This is a genomic window from Candidatus Dormiibacter sp. (assembly GCF_050999135.1).
Classification (GTDB): domain Bacteria; phylum Chloroflexota; class Dormibacteria; order Dormibacterales; family Dormibacteraceae; genus Dormiibacter; species Dormiibacter spiritus.
In genome coordinates this window covers 73,063-88,110 of record NZ_JBPCPN010000059.1, presented here as the reverse complement: position 1 = coordinate 88,110, position 15,048 = coordinate 73,063, and the positions used below count along the sequence as shown (strand labels likewise).

Sequence of the window (15,048 nt, the reverse complement as noted above, 5' to 3'; positions counted from 1 at the left end):
GAGATGCGTCCGGGAACCCAGGCAGCCGGCAGCCGACCGGCTCAGAGGCCTTCCTCAGCCGGATAGCTGACCTCACCGGCGCGGACGGCCACAGCCAGGCGGTTCTCTGGCGGCGCCAGCGGGCACGCCCAGCGGGGGTTGTAGTGGCAGGAGGGGTGGTAAGCGTAGTTGAAGTCGATGGTGACCTCGGCCGCCCCGAGCTGAAAGTCGAGGCAGCCCGCGTCGGTGTTCTTGATGGTGTCGAAGAGGTAGCGACCGCCGCCGTACGTTTCCCGGCCGGAGGTCGCATCGGTGAAGGGCAGGAAGAGGCCGCCACCGTAGCCCTGCAGTGAAAAGACCGTCAGCGAGCACTCTCGGCCCTGAAGCTGGAAGCGCAGACGACCGCTGCGTCGATAGCTGATCACCCCGTCCTCGCCGCCAGTGTCGATCTCGAGCGGCGAGGGGTCGGTGGTCTCCACTGCCGCCTGCACCCGGTAGGTGGGGTCGGGCGGGAACCAGCGCAGACCCTGGAATGCCGCCCGGCGGCCAGCGGGTATCGGAGACTGCGGATGACCGCCGAAGAGCTGATCGCGCGCCTCTCGCCAGGCCCCGAGCGAGCTCTCCCGATAGGCGTCGCCCATCCGCCGCCGCCAATCCACCAATTCCAGGGAGTCGACAAGAGTCATGTCCTCTGAGCCTAGTGCAGCCCGGCTGATCCAAAACCGGGAGAGCAGATCGGCGAGCCGTTGGATTCTCGCTGCCACCATCCTGGCCTCTGGAGTGGTCTTCCTGGACGGCACGGTGGTCACCGTCGCGCTGGCCCGGATCGGCCACGACCTGCGGAGCCCTCTCTTCGGCACACTGGAAGCGCAGACGTACGTCTACAACGGGTACCTGCTCGCCATGTCAGCACTGCTCATCCCGGCAGGCGCGGCGGGCGACCGCTACGGCCGCAAGCGGGTCTTCCTGGCCGGCCTGATCGGGTTCGGTGTGGCCTCGCTGCTGTGCGGTTTGGCGCCCAGCATGGAGACACTGATACTCGCCCGGCTGCTGCAAGGCATGGCGGCGGCCTTCCTGGTGCCGGGGTCGCTGGCGCTGTTGCGACTGCACTTCCAGGGCGAAGAGCAGGGCCGCGCTTACGGCCTCTGGGCAGCAGGCACCTCTCTGACTACGCTGGCCGGACCGTTTCTCGGCGGAGTGCTGGTGGACCTGGTCAGCTGGCGCGCAATCTTCCTCATCAATCTGCCGCTGGTTCTAATAGCCGTCTTCGCAGGCCAGCGCCATGTCGTAGAGAGCCGCGATGAGAACTCGGCGCATCTGGACTGGACGGGCGCCGCGCTCTTCGCCGTCGCCACCGGCGGCCTCTCGTTCGGCGTCATCTACGGCCAGGAGCACCAGTGGCAGGCCGTGGAAGGGTGGCTGGCGCTCGCGCTCGGCGCCCTGAGCTTGGCCGCCCTGCCTCTCTGGCTGAGTAAAACCGCCCACCCGCTGGTCTCGCTGACCCTGTTCAAGGTCCGCTCTTTCACGGTCATCAACCTGGCGACGCTGGTCATCTACGCGTCCCTCTACATCTCCGGCTACTACCTGCTGCTGTTCCTGCAGGGCGTGGCCGGCTACTCGGCAGCTGCGGCCGGTCTGAGCGGCCTGCCGGTCTCGCTCTTCCTCATCTTTCTCTCTCCCCGGATCGGGCGCCTGGCCGGGCGGTTCGGGCCGCGCCCGTTCCTCGTGGCCGGCCCTCTGTTGATGGCGGCTGGCACTGCCTGGCTGGCGCGCATCCCCCAGCACACGTCCGCCTGGCGGCTGGACCTGGCCCAGCCGGCGAGCCTGATACCGCCGCTGGCCTACGCCACTGACGTGCTGCCCGAGGTGCTCGCCTTCGGCCTCGGCATCAGTCTCCTAGTCGCGCCGCTCACCTCGGCGCTGATGAACTCGGTGCCCGAGGCGAATGTGGGCCTTGCCTCGGCCTTCAACAACGCCATCTCGCGGATCGGGCCGCAGCTGGCCGGGGCAGCTGTGTTCGTCGCCGTCACAGCGCTCTTCTTCGCTCGGCTGGGAGCCCGGCCGCCCGGAGTCAGTCCCTTGAACCGTCCGCTCGACGGCAACTGGCTGGCGCCTGCGTTGGCGGCCTCGACCGACGCCTTCCACCTGGCCATGCTCTTCTGCAGCGGACTGCTCGTCGCTGGAGCGCTGATCAGCCTGACGCTCGCCGGCCGGAGCGCCAAACCTCCTGACCCCGCTGCGGGATAGTGCGGCGTCCCTAGGATTCTCGGGTGGCTGAGGTAGCTCCCGGGCAGGACGAGGCGCAGCTCCCGGGCACTCAGGCGCTCGATGCGCGAACGCTCTGGACGCTCTTGGCGGGCAATTCTCTCGTGCTGATCGGCACCGGTTTCTTCCTGCCCATCCTGCCCCTGGTGCTGCGTCACCGCGGCAGCACCAGTCTCCTGGTGGGCCTGGTCTTTGCCGCCGGCCTGGCGGGTCGAGCGCTCGCCCAATATCCTGCCGGCGCTCTTTCCGACCGCGTAGGCCGCCGCCCAGTGATGGTGGTCGCCATGCTCCTCTACGCGGCGCTGTTCCCGCTCTACATCCTGCCCCTGCCGCCCGAGACGCTGATCGCCGTGCGGTTCGTGCAAGCTGTTTTCGGCGGCGCCTACGCTCCCAGTGCGGCTGCCATGATCGGCGACCTGACAGGGCCCCAGCGAAGGGCCAGCGCATTCAGCCGGCTCCGCGCTTCGGACATGACAGGGCTTCTGCTGGGCCCTCTGCTGGGCGGCCTGGTGGCGGGCTTCCGGCTCGACGCCGTCTTCGTCGGGGCCATGGTGGTCTCGCTGGCGGCGGCGATCCTGCTCTTCTTCCTGCCTTCGGTGACGCCCCGGCGCGAGGAGGCTCGGCAGGAGAACGAGGCGATCGGTGCCCTCGCGATCCTCTGGCTCATCCTGCCGGTCGCCATCCTGGGGATGGCTGCGTACTGGATGTTCGGCGTCTACGACACGATCTGGAGCCTGTACGTGACCAGCCGGGGCGCGAGCACCTTCGTTGTCGGCCTGTCGTTCGCCACCTACGCGCTGCCGATAGTCGTATTTGCCGGGTTGGCCAACTGGAGCGACAGGTTGGGCCATGTCAGGGCGGGTCTGCTCTCAGTCATGACGTATGGCCTCCTGGCCGGCGTCTACCCCTTTGTGAGCAGCGTGCCGGCGCTGGTGCTCATCGGTCTGGGGGAGGGCACGCTCACCGCCGCCGGCAACCCGGCGATCAGTGCCGAGGTGAGCCGGCTGGCGCCGCTGGGCGCGCAGGGTAGGACCCAGGGCGTCTATCAGACTGCGATCACCGCCGCCCAGGTGGCCGGCTCCTTGGGAGCCGGGGCGCTCTATGTGATCGGGCCGGCGCCGGCTTTCCTCAGCGGCACAGCCGTGTGCCTCCTGGGCGCCCTGGGCAGCATCCTGCTGCGCCGGTCGCGACGAGCGACCAGCGCATGAGCGAAGGAACAGCTCACCGCCCAGAGCGGCAGATAGGCATCTCCTATTCCGGCTCTGGCTCGCTTCTGGTCGTGGAGCTCGGCGTGGCGCGGGCTTTCGTTCGGCGCGGCATCGTGCCGACGCGCATAGCCGGCGTTTCCTCGGGCGCTATCACGGCTGTCGCACATGCCCTGGATCCTGTGCAGGGCAGGGGCCTGGAGGCGGCGGCGCGGCTCCTCGGCGGCATCAGCAACCGCACGTTCGGGCTGACCTGGTGGCAGGTTGCGCTGCGACTGGCTTTCGGGCCTCGCACCAGCCTCGGTGACAACCAGCCGATCAAGACTCTGGTGCTCGGAGAGCTGACGCGCGAGTTCGGGCTCAAGGACCCGGTGCTGGCCGACATCGGACCGCCCAGCATTCGAATCGGGGCCGCCGATCGGCTGACCGGCCAGCCTGTCTGGTTTCCGCCGGATCAGCCCCTGGGTGACGCGCTGCTCGCGTCCAGCGCGATCCCAGGCCTGTTCCCCTGGCGCATGCTGAGCGTTGACGGCGAGCGCCGGATGCTGGTTGACGGCGGCGTCCTGGAGGACCAGCCGGTCTCCGAACTGGCCTCCTGCGGTTGCGGGACCATCTTCTCAGTCGCCGTCGGGAGCCTGAACTCGAAGCCGCCCACCAACCTCATCGCCAACGCAGTCGGTTCGGTCTCCCTGGCGGTCCATCAGGCCGCCAAGCTGGAGGAGGAGCTGGTTCGGCGGGAGCTGGCCGGACGCGCCCGGATCTTCCACGTCCATCCCCACATTGAGCACCCGGTGCACGGCTTCAATTTCAGCCCTGAGCTGGTCAGACAGGTCACTGACAAGGCCTGCCACCTGACCGAGCGCTGGCTGGTCGAGCAGGGCTTCTAGCGATTCACCGCCCATCCTGGCTGCGGCAGCGCGCACTCGGCCTTGAATCCCTGGCTCTCCAGGCCCAGCGCCGAATTGAAGCGTGAGCGCAGATTCTCGACGGCAACGAGCTCGGTCAGCTCGACCATTCGAGCGTCGCCCAACTGCTCTCTAAGCCGAGCCACCAGCCCGTCAGTGACGATCGGAGGAGTGGTCGTCACAGCCTCGGTGTATTCGAGCACGAGCCGCTCCAGGTCCGTGTAGATCTCGCTCTGCCTCCACCCCGGTACTCCTTCGATCTTCGCCAGGTCAACGCCGCGGTGATGGGACATTGCCCCCAGCGGCTCGACCACCTTCCCATATTTGCGCTTCGAGTACCACGCCGCCAGACGCCCCAGAAGCCCCTTGTCGGACGTCCCCAGAGGGATGCGTGCCATCTCCAACCTCCTCACCAATGGATGCTCATCCCCCAGGCTAATTGGTCACGACTGCCCCGTCAGCGAGAATCGTTTGGCCGCCTCCCGGGCCAGCACAACAGCGTTGGTCGCCCAGATCATGAGCCCTCCCAGCGCGGCCATGCCGAGCAGCACTGTCTGCAGCCGGCCGTGACCGCCTGGGTCGTCGCGAGCGACGTTCACATTCGACTGCAGGTCGATTAGCAGCCAGCCGGCGACGAGGGGTAGGAGCAGCAGCGGGCGGCGTCTCACATGGGGCCAGCAGTAGGCGACGCTGAGCAGCAGGGGGACGAAGTTCCAGAGCGAGTTCTTCGGCGTAGCAACTGTCGCGGCGGCCACGAAGAGAGCCAGGGAGCCGCTCCAGCTCGGCCGCCTTCGGAGCACGATGGCGAGCGAGACGCCCATGAGCAGGAGGGCCAGCAGCACCACGACGGGAGTGACCGGAAGGCCGGGCACTAGCGGTTCGCTCCAGGGCGAGGGCAGCGCGATTCGGGAGATGAAGCCGTTCAGCGACGCGTTGCTCCAGTAAGGGTCGGGGCCGAGCATGTCGAGCAGGCGGCTGCTGCCGCGTCTGCCGCTGAGCAGGTTCGGCACAAGAACGAGTGCGCCGGTGAGGGCTGCTCCAAGCAAGAGAGGCACAGCCCCCGCGCGGCCCCGGCGAAGGTGGGCGAGCAGCCCCGCGGCCGGGTAGAGCTTCACAGCGCCCGCCAGGGCCAGGAGGAGCGTGGCCGCTCGTTCCCGACAGGCGAGGGCAAGCGCAAGCAGGACTATGAGGTTGGCCTGACCGAAGAAGAGGGAGCCGCGCACCGGGACGAAGCCGCCGGCGGCCAGTGCGAGCGCCGTCAGTTCAAGCCTGCCGAGTTGCGCGAGAGGCGTCAGCAGCAGGCCCAGTGCGACGGCGAAGGCGGCGAGGCTCAGGCCGGCGAAGACGTAGCCGGCGACCTGAGCAGGCAGCAGCGCCAGCGGCACTACCAGGAGCAGGAAGAACAGTGGGTAGGAGTAGCCGAACTCCCCCACCGTTGAGTGCACACCTGCCGCGCTGAGCACCTGGTTCAATGCAGCGGCGTCATACGGGTTGCCGCCGTGCAGGAGTACGCGACCGGCCGCCCAGTAGTCGTAGAAGTCGTTGAACACCCCGGAGGTTCCCCGGTCGGTGACTGTGTGCAGCTCGAAACCAGCTGAGACGAAGGCGGCAAGGACGCCCGCGGCCAAGGCGCGCCATGACAGCAGTGCGCCGCGGCGGGCGGCGATGGCGCTTGCGATGGGTCGAGCGTAGCCAAAGCTGCTGAGCGGCGCTGGCGCCCAGTGAACGCCTAGCGTGAACGGCCGCCCGCCCCACGGTGGGGATAGGCAGCCTGCAAGCAAAGGTCGTGAGTTCGGCGCCGGGAAGTGGTGTGGCGTCGATGGCGCGCAGCCCATCCCTGGGGCACCCCGCTAAGCCGCGAACCTGCCCATCAGCGGTGAGCAATCGGCCCGCTTTCCCCTCCAGGTGGCGTAGCCTGCGCTTCAAATGGCGACCGTTGGGGAGCTCATGAACCGCAGCACCCTTCACACTGTCGCCGAGACCGTCACAGTCGCCGAGGCGGCCACAGTCATGGCCCGGGCCAGAGTCGGCTCGACACTCGTGATGGAGGGTGACCGCCTGATCGGCATCTTCACCGAGCGGGATATGGTCAGAGCAATCTCCCAGGCGCCCGAATCAGCCGGCGATCCAATCGCCCACTGGATGACGCGTTCGCCACAGGTCGTCACGCCAGAAAGCGATGCGCAGCAGGCGCTGGATGCGATGGTCGCCGGTGGCTTCCGCCACCTTCCGGTGGTGGAGGGTGAGCGTGTGACGGGGGTCATCTCGATGCGCGATCTTGCTGCGAGCGGTTTGGGCGTCCCTGCCCATTCGCCGCGCTACTGAGCTCACCACCGTCGGCTGAGGGGCCTCTGGCTGCTCACATCCTCGTCTGCGGTGAGGCGCTGATCGACCTGGCGGAGACTGGGGCCGGCCGCTACAGCGCCCGGCCCGCCGGCTCCCCATGCAACGTGGCGATAGCCTGTGCACGCCTGGGTGTGCCAGTTGCGTATTTCGGTCGCTTGTCAACCGATCACTTTGGATCGCGGCTGCGCACGGTGCTGGTGGAGGAGGGCATCGATCTGCGGCACACCCTGAGCGGTAATGAACCAACGCCCCTCGCTTTCGTGCACCTCGAAGCCGATCGGGAACCGCAATACGGCTTTTACGTGGAGGGCACCGTCGATCACAAGTTCGGTGCCGCTGAACTGCCCAGAGCGCTGAGCGGGGAGATTCGGGCGGTCCACTTTGGGTCCTTCTCCCTGGTGCTCGAACCGGGCGCCTCAGCGTTCGAGGCGCTGCTCCGGCGGGAAGCCGCCGACCGCGTGATAAGCCTCGACCCCAACGTAAGGCCGAGTCTCATCCCTGAGCGAGCCGCCTATGTCCGGCGCCTCTTGACTTGGTTGCCCAACGTCGATCTGGTCAAGGCAAGTGAGGCTGATCTCGCCTGGCTCCATCCGGGGGAGATACCTGAGGTCGTCGCGCGCCGCTGGCTCGCACCTGGCCCGGCGCTGATCGTCGTGACACTGGGCAGCCGGGGCGCGATGGCTATCACCCCGCATCAGAGCGTCTTTCGCGCCACCCCCCAAGTGGAGGTGGTGGACACCGTGGGAGCTGGCGACGCGTTCATGGCAGGCCTCCTGGCAGCGCTCGGGAGCGAAGGCGCGCTCCAGAAGGACGCCCTCCACCGGCTCTCCGACCCGGCCCTCGCCCGGACGTTGGACCACGCGCTCCGGGTGGCCGCCATCACCTGCAGCCGGCCCGGCGCCGATCCCCCATACGAGCATGAGCTGGGCACCCACGCGTGGTTGGCCGAGAGGTGAGAGCACTGGCAGGGGCTGAATTCGATTCCCTTGATTTTGCAGCAATTTTTTGCTAGACTGTCTTCGGCATGGAGTGGCTCTCAGGTTCGCTGGATTCGCACCTGGGGCGCACGAATGTCGAGATCCAGGCGGGCAAGCAGGAAAGCTTTGACAGGCTGCGTCGATGGCTTCGGATACAGGAACCGATCAGCTTCATCGACGTCATGCTCAACGACCTGGAGAGCATGAATCTGGCAGGTGTCAAGCGGGTTCCCCAGAGCTGGGAGGCGCGATTGATACGCCTGCGGCACCTGCTCCCCTCCACCTGCGTCGGCGACCTGCGCGCTCGGGTGGCGCCGGTCCGCCTCATGGACGCGCTCTTTGAGATTCAGGACCAGTTGTTTGATCTGAAAATGGGACCTGACCGTCGGGCGCTGCTCGAGCGCGAGGAATCCGACGATGATGGCTGGCCGGCGATCGACGACCTCCTGCCGGGCACCGTCGCTTCGTAACAAGCTGAAGAGAGTGAGAAGGTTCGCCTCCCCCGGCAGGCTAGCGGTGGTTCAGGTCCAGGCGGCCGTTTTTCAGGACCTGTTTGCGGTCCGGTCCCAGCGCATCGAAGCTCGCACCCCCGCCATCAGCCCAGACCCGAGTCCGCAGCTCCTGGTCGGGCGTGAACATGCTGGCGAACCGGGCGGAGAGCTGGCCCACCTCAGCCGGCTCGCGGCCCTCCACCTCCAGCACCGCCCGCGTCGCTACGTGCAACAGGCACATGCCCTGCACGATGATGCCGGGCAGCCCGGCGCGCCGAGCGAACTCGGGATCCGTGTGGATCCGGTTGTCGTCGCCGGCCGCCGCGGCATACCTGTAGGTGATGTCCGGACTCAGGTAGGTGCTGCGCTCGCCGGTCGGCGCTGGGGGCTCCTGCGTCGCTGGCGGCGGCTCCGCCGATGATGGCTTTCCGCCTGAACCACCTCCCTTGGCAGCTGCAGCGGTGCAGCGCGAGATGATCACCAGCCACTGACTCAGCACCGGAGCACCGGCCTCACTGCTGTCCACCCGCAGCGTGACCACCTCATTGGCACCGCGCTCCGCGATCGACTCCACAGTTCCCTGGGAACGGAGGACCTGGCCGTCCCGGAACGGCTGCAGGAAGCTCATGCGCTGTTCGCCGTGAACCACCCGGGACGGGTCAAGGCCCAGCTCCGGATCCTCGTTGATGGCCGCGATGCCCGCCCAGACGGGCACGATGCCGAAGACAGGGGTGAAGCCGCCCGCAATCTCGGCGTAAGCCTCCATTGCCTTCTCGGTCACCGTGTACTCGCCCAGGTCGTAAACGTGACCGGCGCGCTTGCGGTTGATCACGGTCTCACATGTAGAAGCCGCCGTTCACGTCCAGCACTGTGCCTGTGACGTAGGCGGCATCATCGCTGCAGTAGAAGGAGACGACACCGGCGACGTCGTCCGGCTGGCCCGGGCGAGCGAGAGGGATGGCCTGGACCATCTGCTCGCGGATGTTGTCAGGAATCGCCCTCGTCATCTCGGTGTCGATGAAGCCCGGCCGCACTGCGTTGACTGTGGTCCGGGAGCGGGCGAACTCGCGGGCGGCTGTCTTCACCATCCCGACGATGCCCGCCTTGGCGGCCGAATAGTTGAGCTGGCCGGCATTGCCAGTGGCGCCGGCCACTGACGAGATGCAGACGATCCGACAGTTACCCAGCTCGCGGAAGATGGGAGCCACTGCGCGGATGCAGGCAAAGGTGCCTGTGAGATGCACGCTGAGCACCTGATCCCACTGCTCATCTGTCATCTTGTGCAGGAACGCGTCCCGGGTTATGCCCGCGTTGCAGATCAGGGTGTCGAGCCCGCCCAGCTCCTCCGCCACCCGGCCGATTACCTCCTCTACCTGCCGGCGGTCGGCAACGTCGCAGCCGTGTGCCACCAGCTTGCCGCCAGTCGTGCCGGCGATCGTGTCAGCCGTCTGCTGGGCTCGGGGCTCGTCCAGATCCAGGATGGCGACATCCAGGCCGTCGCTGGACAGGCGCTCGGCGATCGCCGCCCCGATCCCACGGGCGGCTCCGGTAACCACTGCTCTTCTCACTGAATGGCTCAAACCTTCACTCCTCTCTAATGGCCGGGACGCCCCGGCGGCGGCTCACCTCTTCGTTCAGGTAAGCGACGATGTCAGCCAACCGGCTCCCTGTCCCAAAGACGCGATAGCCCAGCTCCTTCAGCGCCGGCCGGTCCGACTCGGGGATGGTGCCACCTACTGTCAGCACGATGTCTGAAGCCTCCGCCTCCCGCAGACGCTGGACGAGGCGGCCGCAGTAGTCCATGTGGGCGCCGGAGAGCACAGACAGGCCGATCGCGTCAGCGTCCTCCTGCAATGCCACAGCGGCGATGGAGTCGACTGTCTGATGGCGACCTGTGTAGATGACCTCCATGCCTGCTTCCTTGAGCGCCTTGGCAACCACCTTGGCGCCTCGGTCGTGCCCGTCCAGCCCCGGCTTGGCCACGACCACGCGCAGCGGCCCCGTCATTCGCTCAGCAGCCCCAGCCGACGATCCCTCTCGGTAAGCGCCGGATCCCGTGCCGCCGGGTCGCCATAGCCACCGGCGCCGGCGAGCTGGAAGGACACGACGTCACCGTACTGAAGGTCGACCGAGGCCTTGCCGCCGATCTGGTACTCGTTCTCAGTGCCAGGATTGATGACCGTCCTGCCCAGTCGGCCCGGCTCGCCGCCGAGCACGCCGAACGGTTGGAAGCGGTGCCGGTCGGAGAGGTTGGTGAAGCGGATCTGCTCGGCCAGGATGCGAACGTCGCGACGCACCCCTAGACCGCCCCGATACTTGCCCCGGCCGCCTGAGCCGGGGATGAAGCCGAAACGCTCCACCAGTACAGGCGTCTGCGCCTCCACCGCCTCGATCGGCAGGTTGGCGGCGTTGTAGGGCGAGCTGATCGCCTCGCAGCCATCCTTTGTGGCTCGGCCGCCGCAGCCACCATGGATCAGCTCGTAGCCGACGAAGCTGCGCCGGCTGACCGGATCCCAGGCGCCAAAGGTGGCGTTGCAGAAGTGGCTGTTGGCGCCTGTCACGGCCTTCGGCACGGCCGGCGCGAGCGCGCCCAGCATGACCTCGAAGATGCGCGAGCAGATGGCTGCCCGCGGCCCTCCGCCGGCTGGCGGCCGGGGATTCAGGAAGCAGCCGAGCGGCGCGCTGACCTCGATCGGCCGCAGCGCACCTGCGTTCATCGGCGCCTCCGGATCGAGCAGGCTCTTCACAGCCGCGTACGTGTAGGAGCGGGTGTAGTTGAAGTAGCTGTTCAGCCCGGAAATGGTCTGGGGATCGGTGCCTGTGAAGTCGACCAGCAGCCTGTCTTCGCGGACGAGCACATTGACCTGAAGCTTGATCGGGTCGGTGCCGGGGCCGCAGTCGTCCATGTGGTCGGTGAACGGGTATTCCCCGTCCGGCACCTCGGCGATGCGCGTCCGCACCCTTTCCTCGGTTTGGTCAAGCATCGTCTCGATGCAGGCTTCGACCGCCGGCCTGCCAAAGCGCTCGTATAGAGCGGCGAGCCGCTGCTCGCCGACCTGGAGCGAGGCGCGCTGGCTGCGCAGATCGCCTGTGATGTTCCCTGGGACGCGCGAGTTGCCGGCGATGATGGCCAGCGCCGCCTCGTTCTCCACGCCTTCGGAAACGAGCTTGATAGGCGGGATCCGGAGCCCCTCCTGGTGCCAGTCGAAGATGCCCTCCACCGCCTGGCTGCCCGGCCGCGCGCCCCCCACATCCGTGTGGTGAACGAGGTTGACGCCGAAGCCGACGATCTCGCCGGCATGGAAGTAGGGCATGGTGACCAGGAAGTCAGGAAAGTGGCCGCTGCCAAGCTGGGGATCGTTCATCAGCAGCACGTCACCCGGCCGCAGGGACTTCCTCGGAAAGGTGGCCAAAAAGTTCTGGATGGCGAAGTTCATGGCGCCCAGATGCCCAGGCGAGTAGGGACCCTGGGCTGACATGCGACCGTCGGCATCGAAGAGGGCAACCGAAAAGTCCTGCCCCTCGCGGGCCTGGATCGAGTAGGCGGTCCGCTGCACAGTACTGCCGATCTCGACGCAGATGGAGCGCAGTGCGCCCCAGACCACGCCCAGCGTGATCGGGTCCGGCGCGTCGCTCACCATCTCGCCAGCAGGCTTCCGTACGCGTCGACCTCGGCCGTCACGCCCGGCGGGAGGACTGTTGTCGACTCCCTCTCCTCCACAATCGCCGGCCCCTCCAGGCGCTGGCCCGGGACCAGCTTCTCCCGCTCGTAGACGGGCGTGTCGGTGAAACCCCTGGCCTCCGGGAACCAGGCCTGACGGCGGGCGGCCCGAGCGGGGGGGCCCGCCTGGAACCGGGGCAGCTGGATTGGCTGCCGAGTGCCGACAGCCGTGACGCGCCAGGTGGTGATCTCGATCGGTTGGCCTGGGTTGGCCAAGCCGTAGCGGCGAATGTAGAGCTCCTCGAACAGCTGCTCAGCCTGGGCGTAGGCCACCGTGAGCTCGTAGCCCTGGCCGGCGTAGCGCAGGTCGACCTCCCGCTCGAAGTGGTCGGGCTCGCTGTCGAGTGCGGCCAACGCTTCAGCCTCCATCTCGGCGAAGAGCGCCTCCGCCTCCGCTTCAGCCACCTCGCTCAGCCTGGCCAGACGGCTCCGCGAGACGTCGAAGCGCAGCTGAGCGTCGAGCAGGCCGATGGCGCTTGCGACGCCGGCGCTGGCCGGCATGATCACAGTGCCGACCCCGAGCTGCTGGACCAACCGGCAGGCGTGGACAGGACCCGAGCCGCCAGTGGCGACCAGCGCCAGACCGCGGGGGTCATGGCCGCGCTCGATGGACACGACGCGTGTGGCCAGCTCCATGTTGAGGTTGACCATGGCGTGGACCCCCCAGGCCGCCTCCTCCAGGCTCAGGCCCAGCGGCCGCGCCAGCCGCTCGCTGATGGCCTTGCCGGCCGCCGCCCCATCCAGCGCGACGCTCCCACCGGCAAAGCCCAGCGGGTTCAGATAGCCAAGCACGAGGTTCGCATCGGTGACCGTCGGCGCCTGGCCCCCCCGGCCGTAGCAGGCTGGGCCTGGCATCGAACCGGCGCTCTCAGGACCGACCTGGATCATGCCCAGTTCCGGCTGGGCGATCGAGCCACCGCCGGCGCCGATCTCGACCAGATCCAGGGAGCGAACGTTCATGGGGATGCCGCTGCCGGGGGCGAGACGGATCTTGTGCAGCTCGAAGGTGTCGACAGTCTCCGGTTTGCCGCCGGTGATGAGGGAGAGCTTGGCGGTGGTGCCGCCCATGTCGAAGGCGATGAGATCGGGCTGGGCGCAGAGCTCGCCATAGCGCGCCGCCACCAGGGCGCCGGCGGCAGGTCCAGACTCGATCATCCTGACCGGGAACTGGGCCATCGTCTCAGCTCCTGCCACTCCCCCGCCAGACTGCATGATGTAGAGAGAGCCGCGATAGCCGCGCTCTTCCAGCTGTCCACCCAACCCGCTCAGATACGCCCTCACGGCTTCGAGGAGGTAGGCGTTGACGACTGTCGTGCTGGTCCGCTCGTACTCCCGAAGCTGGGCGGAGACGAGGCTCGAGAGTGAGACGTGGATCTCCGGCGCGAGCTCTTTCACGAGTTCCCCAAACCTTCGTTCTGGGCCGGGGTTGACGTAGCTGTGCAGAAATGACACGGCCAGGCTTTTGACCCCCCGCTCCCGCATCTCGGCGATTGCGCAGGCAGCCTGCTCTTCGTCGAGAGGGCGGTGCACAGTGCCGTCGGCGCGGGAGCGCTCGTTGATCTCCCAGATCCACGTCCTATCGATGAGCGGCTCGGGCTTGTCGATCTGCAGGTCGTAGATCTGGTAGCGCTTCTGGCGGCCGATGGCAAGCACATCCCGAAAGCCTCTGGTCGTCGCCAGAGCGACCCCCTTCGCCTTGCGCTCGATCACCAGGTTGGAGCACCAGGTGGTGCCGTGGACTGCTCGGGCGATTTCGCGCCAGCTGACGCCGACCCGCTGGATCAATTCGTCCAGCCCGGCCAGACAGGCCGGTGTGGGATCGGGATAGGTGGTCAGCTTCTTGGCTGTGTGGAGCCGTCCGGAATCGTCCTGAAGTACGAGATCGGTGAAGGTGCCACCGACGTCGAAGGCGAGCTGCATCAGCCGAGAATCTCAGAGTTGTGCTGACCGAGAGCCGGCGCCGGAATGAAGGTGTCCGGCTCAGCGGTCTTGATGGGGTTGCCGATCAGCTGACGGCGCCCGTCCGACACGACCATCTGCCGGTGCAGGACCTGGGGATCGCGAAACACTCGATCGACTGTGTTGACAGGACCGGAGGGGACGCCCGCCGCCCGGAGCAGGTGGCTCCATTCCTCGGTCTTGCGCTGCCGCAAGCGCTGCTCCAGAGCGGCGACCACCTCGGCTCGGGCGGCGACGCGGCTGGCGTTGCTCGGGTAGCGCCCGGCCAACTCGGGCAGGCCCAGCACCCGACAGAGCGGCGGCCAGAAGCGCTCGACGAAGACTGCCACGACCAGGTGCCCGTCAGCTGTCGGGAAGGCCTGGTAGGGCACAACCGATTGGTGGCCGCTGCCGATCGGCTCCGGCACCCGACCGTCCGTCAGGTGGTACTGGCCGACGTAGGTGAGGAGCGAAACCTGGCAGTCGAAGAGGGAGAGGTCCAGGTGCTCGGCCTGGCCAGTCCTTTCCCGGCGTAGCAGCGCGGCGCAGACGCCCAACGCCGCAAACAGGCCGCCTGCCAGATCGCCAATGGGAATGCCTGCCCGCATGGGCCGGCCGCCCGGCTCACCGGTGATGGACATGCCGCCCGCCATGGCTTGGAGCACGAGGTCGAAGGCGGGCAGATCCCGGTAGGGGCCGTCCTCGCCGAACGCGCTGAGCGAGCAGGTCACCAGGTCGGCCCGGGCCTCGCGGAGGTCGCTTGGGGTCAGCCGCAGTCTCTGCATCACGCCGAAGCGGAAGTTGTCGATCACCGCATCAGCTGTAGCGGCGAGGTCGAGGAACCGCTCGCGGTCGTCGGTTTGCTTCAGATCCAGTACGACGCTCTTCTTGTTCCGGTTCACGGCGGCGAAGTAGGCGGAGAAGCCGTCGGGCTCGAAGGGCGGTCCCATGGCCCGGATGGGATCGCCCTCCGGCTCCTCGATCTTGATCACCTCAGCGCCCATATCCGCGAGCAGCATGGTGGCGTAAGGCCCGGCCAGCATCCGGGTGAGGTCGAGAATGCGAATGCCCTTCAGCGTGTTGCTCAACGTTTCAGGAATGTAGCGGTCCGGCCGCTCGGCTGGAGGCCAGAGCCAGCCGCCCAGCCCTTCGATCCACGTGGCCCACCGCCCGGTCTTCACAGGCGGGGTTGCCGGCCCGGGGTTCGCGCAAATACGATCT

General features: G+C 67.5%; 15 protein-coding genes. 6 read left to right on the top strand and 9 right to left on the bottom strand.

Annotation, left to right across the window (positions count from 1 at the left end; all coding sequences use genetic code 11):
* Window positions 1-41: 41 nt before the first annotated feature.
* The gene (locus tag ACR2MZ_RS14590) at window positions 42-665 is read right to left on the bottom strand and encodes a DUF1684 domain-containing protein (protein WP_434005778.1); all 624 of its coding nucleotides are present in this window, start codon (window positions 663-665) and stop codon (window positions 42-44) included.
* On the opposite strand from ACR2MZ_RS14590, the gene ACR2MZ_RS14585 reads away from it, so the two are divergent.
* The 3 genes from ACR2MZ_RS14585 to ACR2MZ_RS14575 are packed head-to-tail and all read left to right on the top strand — an operon-like array spanning window position 664 to window position 4,336.
* Complete coding sequence (locus tag ACR2MZ_RS14585) at window positions 664-2,226, top strand: MFS transporter (protein WP_434005777.1); 1,563 nt, start codon at window positions 664-666, stop codon at window positions 2,224-2,226. The two genes, ACR2MZ_RS14590 and ACR2MZ_RS14585, sit on opposite strands and share 2 nt — an antisense overlap.
* A 23-nt stretch (window positions 2,227-2,249) precedes the next feature.
* Window positions 2,250-3,452 (top strand): MFS transporter, encoded by a 1,203-nt coding sequence (locus ACR2MZ_RS14580; RefSeq protein WP_434005776.1) that lies wholly within the window; start codon window positions 2,250-2,252, stop codon window positions 3,450-3,452.
* Window positions 3,449-4,336 (top strand): patatin-like phospholipase family protein, encoded by an 888-nt coding sequence (locus tag ACR2MZ_RS14575; RefSeq protein WP_434005775.1) that lies wholly within the window; start codon window positions 3,449-3,451, stop codon window positions 4,334-4,336. The genes ACR2MZ_RS14580 and ACR2MZ_RS14575 overlap by 4 nt, the downstream gene beginning before the upstream one ends.
* Here ACR2MZ_RS14575 and ACR2MZ_RS14570 read toward each other — a convergent pair.
* Window positions 4,333-4,752, bottom strand: coding sequence for a carboxymuconolactone decarboxylase family protein (locus tag ACR2MZ_RS14570; RefSeq protein WP_434005774.1), 420 nt, complete (start codon window positions 4,750-4,752; stop codon window positions 4,333-4,335). The genes ACR2MZ_RS14575 and ACR2MZ_RS14570 overlap by 4 nt on opposite strands.
* Window positions 4,753-4,797: 45 nt before the next feature.
* The gene (locus ACR2MZ_RS14565; protein ID WP_434005773.1) at window positions 4,798-5,982 is read right to left on the bottom strand and encodes a glycosyltransferase 87 family protein; all 1,185 of its coding nucleotides are present in this window, start codon (window positions 5,980-5,982) and stop codon (window positions 4,798-4,800) included.
* A 298-nt stretch (window positions 5,983-6,280) separates the two neighbouring features.
* On the opposite strand from ACR2MZ_RS14565, the gene ACR2MZ_RS14560 reads away from it, so the two are divergent.
* The 3 genes from ACR2MZ_RS14560 (at window position 6,281) to ACR2MZ_RS14550 (ending at window position 8,147) form a co-directional block, all read left to right on the top strand.
* Entirely contained in the window at window positions 6,281-6,679 is a 399-nt protein-coding gene (locus ACR2MZ_RS14560) for a CBS domain-containing protein (RefSeq protein WP_434005772.1), read from the top strand.
* Window positions 6,676-7,656, top strand: coding sequence for a carbohydrate kinase family protein (locus ACR2MZ_RS14555; protein ID WP_434005826.1), 981 nt, complete (start codon window positions 6,676-6,678; stop codon window positions 7,654-7,656). The genes ACR2MZ_RS14560 and ACR2MZ_RS14555 overlap by 4 nt, the downstream gene beginning before the upstream one ends.
* A gap of 68 nt (window positions 7,657-7,724) precedes the next feature.
* The gene (locus ACR2MZ_RS14550) at window positions 7,725-8,147 is read left to right on the top strand and encodes a hypothetical protein (RefSeq protein ID WP_434005771.1); all 423 of its coding nucleotides are present in this window, start codon (window positions 7,725-7,727) and stop codon (window positions 8,145-8,147) included.
* Between the two features lie 40 nt (window positions 8,148-8,187).
* Here the strand turns inward: ACR2MZ_RS14550 and ACR2MZ_RS14545 are convergent, their stop codons facing one another.
* From ACR2MZ_RS14545 to ACR2MZ_RS14520, 6 genes are read right to left on the bottom strand one after another with little or no spacing between them, the layout of a single operon-like run.
* A complete protein-coding gene (locus ACR2MZ_RS14545) occupies window positions 8,188-9,000 on the bottom strand; it encodes a MaoC/PaaZ C-terminal domain-containing protein (RefSeq protein WP_434005770.1) in 813 nt (270 codons plus the stop codon).
* Between the two features lie 4 nt (window positions 9,001-9,004).
* Window positions 9,005-9,736 (bottom strand): 3-oxoacyl-ACP reductase FabG, encoded by a 732-nt coding sequence (gene fabG / locus ACR2MZ_RS14540; RefSeq protein ID WP_434005769.1) that lies wholly within the window; start codon window positions 9,734-9,736, stop codon window positions 9,005-9,007.
* Window positions 9,737-9,752: 16 nt separating this feature from the next.
* A complete protein-coding gene (locus ACR2MZ_RS14535) occupies window positions 9,753-10,175 on the bottom strand; it encodes a cobalamin B12-binding domain-containing protein (protein ID WP_434005768.1) in 423 nt (140 codons plus the stop codon).
* Window positions 10,172-11,806 (bottom strand): hydantoinase B/oxoprolinase family protein, encoded by a 1,635-nt coding sequence (locus ACR2MZ_RS14530; protein WP_434005767.1) that lies wholly within the window; start codon window positions 11,804-11,806, stop codon window positions 10,172-10,174. Before ACR2MZ_RS14530 ends, ACR2MZ_RS14535 begins: the two co-directional genes overlap by 4 nt.
* The gene (locus ACR2MZ_RS14525; RefSeq protein ID WP_434005766.1) at window positions 11,803-13,809 is read right to left on the bottom strand and encodes a hydantoinase/oxoprolinase family protein; all 2,007 of its coding nucleotides are present in this window, start codon (window positions 13,807-13,809) and stop codon (window positions 11,803-11,805) included. The genes ACR2MZ_RS14530 and ACR2MZ_RS14525 overlap by 4 nt, the downstream gene beginning before the upstream one ends.
* Complete coding sequence (locus ACR2MZ_RS14520) at window positions 13,809-14,915, bottom strand: CaiB/BaiF CoA transferase family protein (RefSeq protein WP_434005765.1); 1,107 nt, start codon at window positions 14,913-14,915, stop codon at window positions 13,809-13,811. The genes ACR2MZ_RS14525 and ACR2MZ_RS14520 overlap by 1 nt, the downstream gene beginning before the upstream one ends.
* Window positions 14,916-15,048: the final 133 nt, after the last annotated feature.